Raw genomic sequence first — 7,631 nt, 5'->3', positions numbered from 1 at the left:
TCCCAGCGGCTGCGCGACGGCCGCGCCCGCGGCCGACGCTCGAAGAGCAGTCCCATGCGGGTCGTGCGGGCGTCGACCCGGCGAGGCGGCTCGGTCAGCGGGGCCAGGCGTGAGCGCCAGTCGGCGGGGGAGCCGGTGCCGGCGGCAGCGCCTGCTACGACGGCAGGCGAGCTGACCGACTCGTCGTCGCCCGCGACGCCTGTGGCCCAGCCCGCGCCTCCGGCGCTCGAAGCCGTGCGCACGAGGCCCGCGCCCGGAGACAGGACCCGTGCGTTGTTGGCCAGCAGGGCGGCGGCCACGTGCTTGCAGTCGCCGCCGAGCGGGCAGCTGCACTCGCTGCTGGTGGGGCGGCCGTGCTCGCCGCGGCCCGGGGCGAGCACGACGCGGCAGCGGTAGGGAGCCGCCACGCTGCCGCGTACCTCGGCGGACAGGACCTGGCCCTCGACGTCCCACTCCGAGGAGACGACGTGGTCGTCACGGGCGTATTCCTTTGCACGGGAGAACGCGCGCGGTCCGACGAGCCGGATGACGTCGACGGCGTCGACCAGGGGCGCGGTCGCGCGCGTCGGCTCGGGGGAGGGCATGCGCCCATGATCCCAGCAGCCGCCGACACCGGCGGACCCCGCTTCCGCAAGGGCCGGGGGACCCGCTCGTGCGTCGACCGACCCGGAGGATACGGGCCCCCGCGTGCCGGGACAAGCCCCGGCGCCCCTGGCTCCGACCGGTGTTGGCTCGACCGCACGCACGACGAGAGGACCCGAGACGCATGAGGAGCCGGCACGCATGAGGGCGATGACCTACCGAGGGCCGTACAAGATCCGCGTCGACGAGAAGGACGTGCCGACGATCCAGCACCCGAACGACGCGATCGTGCGGGTGACCCTCGCGGCCATCTGTGGTTCCGACCTGCACCTCTACCACGGCATGATGCCCGACACGAGGATCGGCCACACGTTCGGGCACGAGTTCATCGGGGTCGTCGAGGAGGTCGGGTCGTCGGTCGAGAACCTGGCGAAGGGCGACCGTGTGATGGTGCCCTTCAACATCTACTGCGGCTCGTGCTGGTTCTGCGCTCGCGGCCTGTACTCGAACTGCCACAACGTCAACGCGAACGCGACGGCCGTCGGCGGCATCTACGGCTACTCGCACACCACCGGCGGCTACGACGGCGGGCAGGCCGAGTACGTGCGCGTGCCGTTCGCCGACGTGGGGCCGAGCATCATCCCCGACGACATCCGGGACGAGGACGCGTTGTTGATGACCGACGCCCTCAGCACGGGCTACTTCGGCGCCCAGCTCGGCGAGATCGCCCAGGGCGACACGGTGGTCGTGCTCGGCGCCGGACCGGTCGGCCTCTTCGCCGCGCGCTCCTCCTGGTTCATGGGCGCCGCGCGCGTGATCGTCGTCGACCACCTCGAGTACCGCCTCGAGAAGGCGCGCAGCTTCGCCCACGCCGAGACCATCAACTTCGCTGAGCACGACGACATCGTCGTCGAGCTCAAGAAGCAGACCGACTACCTGGGCGCCGACGTCGTCATCGACGCGGTGGGCGCCGAGGCGGACGGCAACTTGATCCAGCACGTCACGAGCGCGAAGTTCAAGCTCCAGGGCGGGTCGCCCATCGCGCTCAACTGGGCCATCGACGGCGTCCGCAAGGGCGGCACCGTCTCGGTGATGGGCGCCTACGGGCCGATCTTCAGTGCCGTCAAGTTCGGCGACGCCCTCAACAAGGGCCTCACCCTCCGCATGAACCAGGCGCCGGTCAAGCGGCAGTGGCCGCGCCTGTTCGAGCACATCCGCGCCGGGCACTTCACGCCGAGCGACATCGTCACGCACCGCGTGCCCCTCGAGCACATCGCGGAGGGGTACCACCTCTTCTCGGCGAAGCTCGACGGCAACATCAAGACCCTGGTCGTGCCGGGCGCCTGAGGCCGACCGGCACCCGCAGCAGCACCTGTCCCGCACCTGTCCCACGGACGAGGAGACATCCCATGAGCGACCACGACGACATCCCCCTGGCGTACCTGCCCTCGAAGCCCCGCGACGTCCCGACCGCCGAGCAGCTCCGCGAGCGAGTGCCCGGCTGGGGTGCGGACCTCGACCCGGCCGACCGCCCGTCGCACCCCAAGCTGCAGTTCGCGCCCGGCGCCTCCGGGGCCCGGTGGGAGTTCCCCGAGCGCCAGCCCGGCTCCGAGGGGCGCGAGCGCTCGATCGAGCACGCCTTCGTCACGCCCGTCTTCGGCACGGCCCAGCCGCTGCACGGCGTGTCGGGCGCGATCCGCCGGTTCGCCTACGACCGCTACAGCGAGGGGCGCCTCGCGCACTGGCTGCTGCTCGTTGCCGGAGACCGCGTCGACTCGACGGGGGCGCACCTCCGGTCACTCGTCAGCGGCCGCCCCGACGACCTGCTGAGCGAGACCGGCGTGACCGCCGAGGCCAGGAAGGAGGCGCGGGCCGCGTCCCGCGACTCGACCCGCGTCGACCGTCACCACCGCTGGCTCGACCCGCTGATCGTCGCCGGCCCGTGGGTCGTGACGGGCGTGGTCGCCGTCCGCGTCGTCGCGAAGGCGGTGCGCGCACTGCGCTGAGCCAGGGGAGGGAAGGGACGTCGCCGGGAGGAAGGGCCCGGCGGTGTCGTGCGGGACGCCCGCGTGGTGCCAGAATTGGCGCGCACCACGGGCCGTCGTCGCTCCGGGGCGCTCCGAACGCCTCTGACCGACACCTCCTCGAAGGATCCGTGCATGGCCTCCACCCTCCCGCGCGACGCGTCCCGCCTCGGCGAGCTCGGCGCGCTCCTCTTCGACCTCGACGGCGTCCTCACGCCGACGGCCGAGGTGCACATGCGCGCCTGGTCCCGTCTGTTCAACGACTGGTTCGACGCGCACGGGCTCGCCCCGTACACCGACGCCGACTACTTCGAGCACGTCGACGGGCGCCCCCGCTACGACGGCGTCCGCGCGATGCTCGCCGCGCGCGGCGTCGAGCTGCCCGAGGGCACGGACGACGACAGCCCGGACGCCGAGACCGTGCGCGGTCTCGGCAACCGGAAGAACGCGGTCTTCGCGGCCGAGCTGGACGAGAACGGCGTCGAGCCCTACCCGGGCAGCGTCGAGTTCCTCGACCGCGCGATCGCCCTGGGCGTCGCCGTCGCCGTCGTCTCGAGCTCGCGCAACGCCGTGCCCGTGCTCGTGGCCGCTGGCCTGCGGGACCGCTTCGACGTCATCGTCGACGGTGCGGTAGCCGCGGCCGAGGGCATCGCGGGCAAGCCTGCCCCCGACACCTACCTCGAGGGCGCGCGCCGACTGGGCCTCACGGCCGCGGACTGCGTCGTCGTCGAGGACGCGACGAGCGGGGTCGAGGCCGGCCGTGCCGGCTCGTTCGGCCTCGTGCTCGGCGTCGACCGCGGCACCGGCCGCGACGCCCTTCTCCGCTCCGGCGCCGACGTGGTGGTCGACGACCTGCAGGAGGTGGTCGCCGCGCTCGGCTCGGCCCGCGCCTCCTCGTCGCCCGACCCGGCCAGCACGAGCACCAGCACCGAGACCGCCAGCACCGACACGACCAGCACCGAGACCGCCAGCACCGACACGACCAGCACCGAGACCGCAGAGGCCCAGCCGTGAACCACATCACCTCCGACCCGCTCGACCGCAGCCGGTTCCCCGTCGACGAGTGGGCCCTCGTCGAGGACGAGTACAACCAGGGCGACGAGGGCGTCACCGAGACGATCTTCGCCCTCGGCAACGGCTACCTCGGCCTGCGCGGCAACCCGGACGAGGGACGCGGCGGCCACTCGTTCGGCACCTACGTGAACGGGTTCCACGAGACGTGGCCGATCCGCCACGCAGAAGAGGCGTTCGGCTTCGCCCGCGTCGGCCAGACGATCGTCAACGTGCCCGATGCGAAGGTGATCCGGCTCTACGTCGACGACGAGCCCTTCGTGCTCTTCGAGGCCGACATCCTGAGGCACTGCCGCCGCCTCGACTTCCAGGACGGCGTCCTCAGCCGTGAGGTCGAGTGGCGCACCCCGTCGGGCAAGCGAGTGCTCGTCACGAGCCGCCGCCTCGTGAGCCTCGAGGACCGCCACCTGGCGATCATCGAGTACGAGGTCACCGTGCTCGACGCCGACGCGTCGCTGCTCATCTCGAGCCAGATCCTCAACCGCCAGGACATGGGCGACGAGTACCACGCGGGCATGCGCGCCGCCGCCGACGCCTTCGACCCCCGCCGCGCCGAGTCCTTCGAGGACAGGGTGCTGCAGCCCGTGCTGGCCCGCAACGGCGGCGCCCGTGCCGTGCTCGGCTACCGGACGACCAACTCGGGCATGACCATCGCGGTCGGCGCCGACCACGTCATGGAGACCGAGAACGAGTGGGACGAGTCGTCGTCGATCGACGACGACCTGTCGAAGCACGTGTACCGCGTCCGCGCGAAGGCGGGCGTGGCCGTGAAGATGATCAAGACGGTGACCTACCACACGAGCCGCGGCGTGCCGCCGCGCGAGCTCGCCGACCGCTGCGACCGCACCCTCGACCGTGCCGCGGAGGAGCCGCCGCAGGCGATGTTCGACAAGCAGCGGGCCTGGCTCGACGACTACTGGGCGCGCACCGACGTCGTCGTGGGCGGCCAGCCGGAGATCCAGCAGGCGGTCCGCTGGAACCTCTTCCAGCTCGCCCAGGCGACGGCCCGCACCGACGGCCAGGGCATCGCCGCCAAGGGCGTCACCGGGTCCGGCTACGGCGGGCACTACTTCTGGGACACCGAGATCTACGTGCTGCCGTTCCTCACCTACACGGCGCCGAACGTCGCGCGGAACGCCCTGCGCTTCCGCCTCGGCATGCTCGACGCCGCCCGCGACCGCGCCGTCGAGCTGAACCAGCGCGGCGCCCTCTTCCCGTGGCGCACCATCAACGGCCTCGAGTCGTCCGCCTACTACGCGGCCGGCACGGCGCAGTACCACATCGACGCCGACATCAGCCACGCTCTCAGCCAGTACGTCCAGGCCACGGGCGACCTCGACTTCATGGAGCGCGGCGGAGTCGACATCCTCGTCGAGACGGCGCGGCTCTGGGCCGACCTCGGCTTCTGGCGCTCGAACGGCGACCAGCGGTTCCACATCGACGGCGTCACGGGCCCCGACGAGTACACGACCGTCGTCGACGACAACCTGTACACGAACGTCATGGCCCGCGCGAACCTCCGGGCCGCCGTCCGCTACGTCGCCAAGCTCGCGGAGGAGTCGCCGGTCGCCTACGAGCGCATGGTCTCCCGGCTGGGGCTCGACGAGCAGGAGATCGCCGGTTGGCAGCGCGCCGCCGAGGCCATGGAGATCCCCTACGACGAGCACCGCGGCATCCACCCGCAGGATGCGCAGTTCCTCGACAAGGAGCTGTGGGACCTCGACGCCACGCCGGCCAACAAGCGCCCGCTGCTGCTGCACTACCACCCGCTGGTGATCTACCGGTTCCAGGTGCTGAAGCAGGCCGACGTCGTGCTCGCGCTGTTCCTCCAGGGCGACGAGTTCACCGCCGAGCAGAAGCTGCGCGACTTCGAGTACTACGACGCGCTGACGACGGGAGACTCGACCCTCTCCGGCGTCGTGCAGTCGATCATCGCGGCCGAGGTGGGCCACCACCAGCTGTCGATGCAGTACTTCCTGTCGTCGCTCTACGTCGACCTCGCCGACCTGCACCGCAACACCGCGGACGGCGTGCACGTCGCGTCGACCGGCGGCATCTGGAGCGCGCTGGTCGCCGGCTACGGCGGCATGCGCGACTACCTCGGCGGCGTCAGCTTCGACCCGCGCCTGCCCGCCGACTGGGAGGAGCTCACGTTCCGTCTGACGGTCAAGGGCAGCCGCCTCCGCGTCGACCTGGCCGTCGACGAGATCGTCTTCACCATCGAGGACGGCGAGGGCCTCACGGTCAGCGTCCGCGGCGAGACGGTCGAGGTGCCGTCCGAGCGGCCGGTGCGCGTCGCCCTCGACGACCAGGGTCCCCGCATCACGACCAAGGTGCCGACGACGAGCGACCTGCGGGGGCTGGTGCGCGCCGACGGGTCCGTCATCACGGCGTCGATCCCGACGATCAGCATCGACCGGTACGAGGAGGACGAGGCGTCCGCCTAGCCGGCGCCCGACGTCGCGTCGGCGGCCAGTCCCTCCTCGAAGGGGCTGGCCGCCGTCGTGTTCCCGGGCCGACGAGGTCGAGGGCTAGAAGGGCCCGGCCGCCGAGGCGATCGCGTCGAACAGCGCGATCGTGTCGGCGTCGCGCTTCTTGACGCTGACGCCGACGGTGCCGGCCGGCGCGTGCACCTCGCCGGAGATGCGACTGCCCGCGCCCGCCTCCTCGAAGACGAGGTGGACCGTGTCGGCGTCGCTCGCCGTCGCCGAGCGGCGGATCAGCCGTGCGCCCTGCTCGTCGGCCGACGTGAAGGAGAACGCAGGGGTCGACTGCACGGCGCGGCGCACGACGCCCGCCAGCAGCGACACCGGGAGCGACAGCTCCAAGGAGGCGCGGGTCACGTCTGCGTCGCCGGTCTCGACCTGGGGTGCTCGCTTCTCTGCCATGCGCCCGAGGCTACGGCACGCGCGCGCCGCGCCCGTAGGCTGGCGGGCATGAAGACGCTGTTCTACGCAGGCCAGGAACTGATCGTGACCGACGAGCTGGCCGAGGTGCTGCTCGCCGCCGCCATGGAGTTCAGCGACGACGACCGCACCTTCCGCGTGCCGGTCGCCGCGCGCCTCGGCCGCGTGGCCCACATGGCGCAGCTCGTGATCGGCCCCGGCATCCCCCTGCTCGTCGTCGACGCGGACGACGACGTCGAGCCTGCCGCCGGGTCCGAGTCGTCCGTCGCGTTCATCGTCGAGCTGATGGAGAGCCTCGTCGACGACGACGAGTGACCTACGACGGGTGACCGCGACGGGACGTGACCGCCGACGGCGGACAGCAGGCCGACGACCGACGCCCGGCCGCCTCGTCCGGCCCCAGCGGATCCCGAGCGCCGCCGCCTAGCCTGACTGCATGTCCGTGCGCCTCGAGTCACCTGCAACAGAGACCCGCGAGGGCATGTCGACCCGCGCCTCCTCGGGCTGGGCCGCGGTCGCCGGCGTCGTCTCGGCGGCGGCGTTCCTCGCCTCGGCCGAGCTCGCCGCCGTCGTGACCGGCCCCGGTGGCAGCCCGCTCTACGCGGTCGGCTCCGCGGTGATCGACCTGGCGCCTCCCGTCGCCAAGGACACGATGGTCGCCCTCTTCGGCACCGGCGACAAGATCGCGCTCTTCACCCTCATGGGCGTGCTGCTGGCCGTCATCACGGCGGGCGCGGGCATCGCCGAGCTCCGTCGGCCCCCGGCAGGCAAGGTGGTCTTCGGCCTCGGGGGAGTGCTCGCGATGATCGCCGTGCTCACGCGTGCCGACTCGTCGAGCATCGACGGGGTGCCCACGGCCGTCGGCACGCTCGTCGCCCTGCTGCTCCTCACGGCTCTCGTCCGGAGACTCTCGCGCTGGCAGGCGACGACCCGCACCGGCTGGTCCGAGGCCTCGGTGCCCGCGCCGCCCCTCCGCGGCCCCGGCCTGGAGCGCCGCAGCTTCGTGCTGCTCGCGGGCGCGGCCGGTGCCGCCTCGGTCGTGCTCGGC

Annotated in this window: 7 protein-coding genes and 1 pseudogene; 6 read left to right on the top strand and 2 right to left on the bottom strand. The window is 72.3% G+C overall.

All coding sequences use genetic code 11. From position 1 onward, the window contains the following. Positions 1-584: SWIM zinc finger family protein (locus tag RWM17_RS10315; RefSeq protein ID WP_314103364.1), on the bottom strand; the 584-nt coding region annotated here is incomplete at its 3' end. 199 nt (positions 585-783) lie between these two features. Between RWM17_RS10315 and RWM17_RS10310 the strand changes: the two genes are divergently transcribed. The 4 genes from RWM17_RS10310 (at position 784) to RWM17_RS10295 (ending at position 6,124) form a co-directional block, all read left to right on the top strand. Then, the gene (locus RWM17_RS10310) at positions 784-1,929 is read left to right on the top strand and encodes a zinc-dependent alcohol dehydrogenase (protein WP_314103363.1); all 1,146 of its coding nucleotides are present in this window, start codon (positions 784-786) and stop codon (positions 1,927-1,929) included. Positions 1,930-1,991: 62 nt separating this feature from the next. After that, on the top strand, positions 1,992-2,588 hold the full coding sequence (locus tag RWM17_RS10305; RefSeq protein ID WP_314103361.1) for a hypothetical protein: 597 nt from the start codon (positions 1,992-1,994) through the stop codon (positions 2,586-2,588). A 153-nt stretch (positions 2,589-2,741) separates the two neighbouring features. Beyond that, complete coding sequence (locus RWM17_RS10300; RefSeq protein WP_314103359.1) at positions 2,742-3,620, top strand: beta-phosphoglucomutase family hydrolase; 879 nt, start codon at positions 2,742-2,744, stop codon at positions 3,618-3,620. After that, on the top strand, positions 3,617-6,124 hold the full coding sequence (locus tag RWM17_RS10295; RefSeq protein ID WP_314103357.1) for a glycosyl hydrolase family 65 protein: 2,508 nt from the start codon (positions 3,617-3,619) through the stop codon (positions 6,122-6,124). The genes RWM17_RS10300 and RWM17_RS10295 overlap by 4 nt, the downstream gene beginning before the upstream one ends. Before the next feature lie 84 nt (positions 6,125-6,208). On the opposite strand, the gene RWM17_RS10290 is transcribed toward RWM17_RS10295, so the two are convergent. Further along, the gene (locus RWM17_RS10290) at positions 6,209-6,565 is read right to left on the bottom strand and encodes a hypothetical protein (RefSeq protein WP_314103355.1); all 357 of its coding nucleotides are present in this window, start codon (positions 6,563-6,565) and stop codon (positions 6,209-6,211) included. A 48-nt stretch (positions 6,566-6,613) separates the two neighbouring features. Between RWM17_RS10290 and RWM17_RS10285 the strand changes: the two genes are divergently transcribed. Both RWM17_RS10285 and RWM17_RS10280 read left to right on the top strand, forming a co-directional pair. Beyond that, positions 6,614-6,898 carry a hypothetical protein gene (locus RWM17_RS10285; protein ID WP_314103353.1) on the top strand — a complete coding sequence of 95 codons (285 nt, stop codon included), beginning with the start codon at positions 6,614-6,616 and terminating at the stop codon, positions 6,896-6,898. Positions 6,899-7,019: 121 nt separating this feature from the next. Further along, a pseudogene (locus tag RWM17_RS10280) lies at positions 7,020-7,631 on the top strand (oxidoreductase); the annotation flags it as partial.

Origin of the sequence: uncultured Frigoribacterium sp. (assembly GCF_963515265.1) — a bacterium.
Classification (GTDB): Bacteria; Actinomycetota; Actinomycetes; order Actinomycetales; family Microbacteriaceae; genus Frigoribacterium.
Note: the sequence above shows the minus strand (reverse complement) of the source record. Positions and strands in the feature narration are given on the sequence as shown.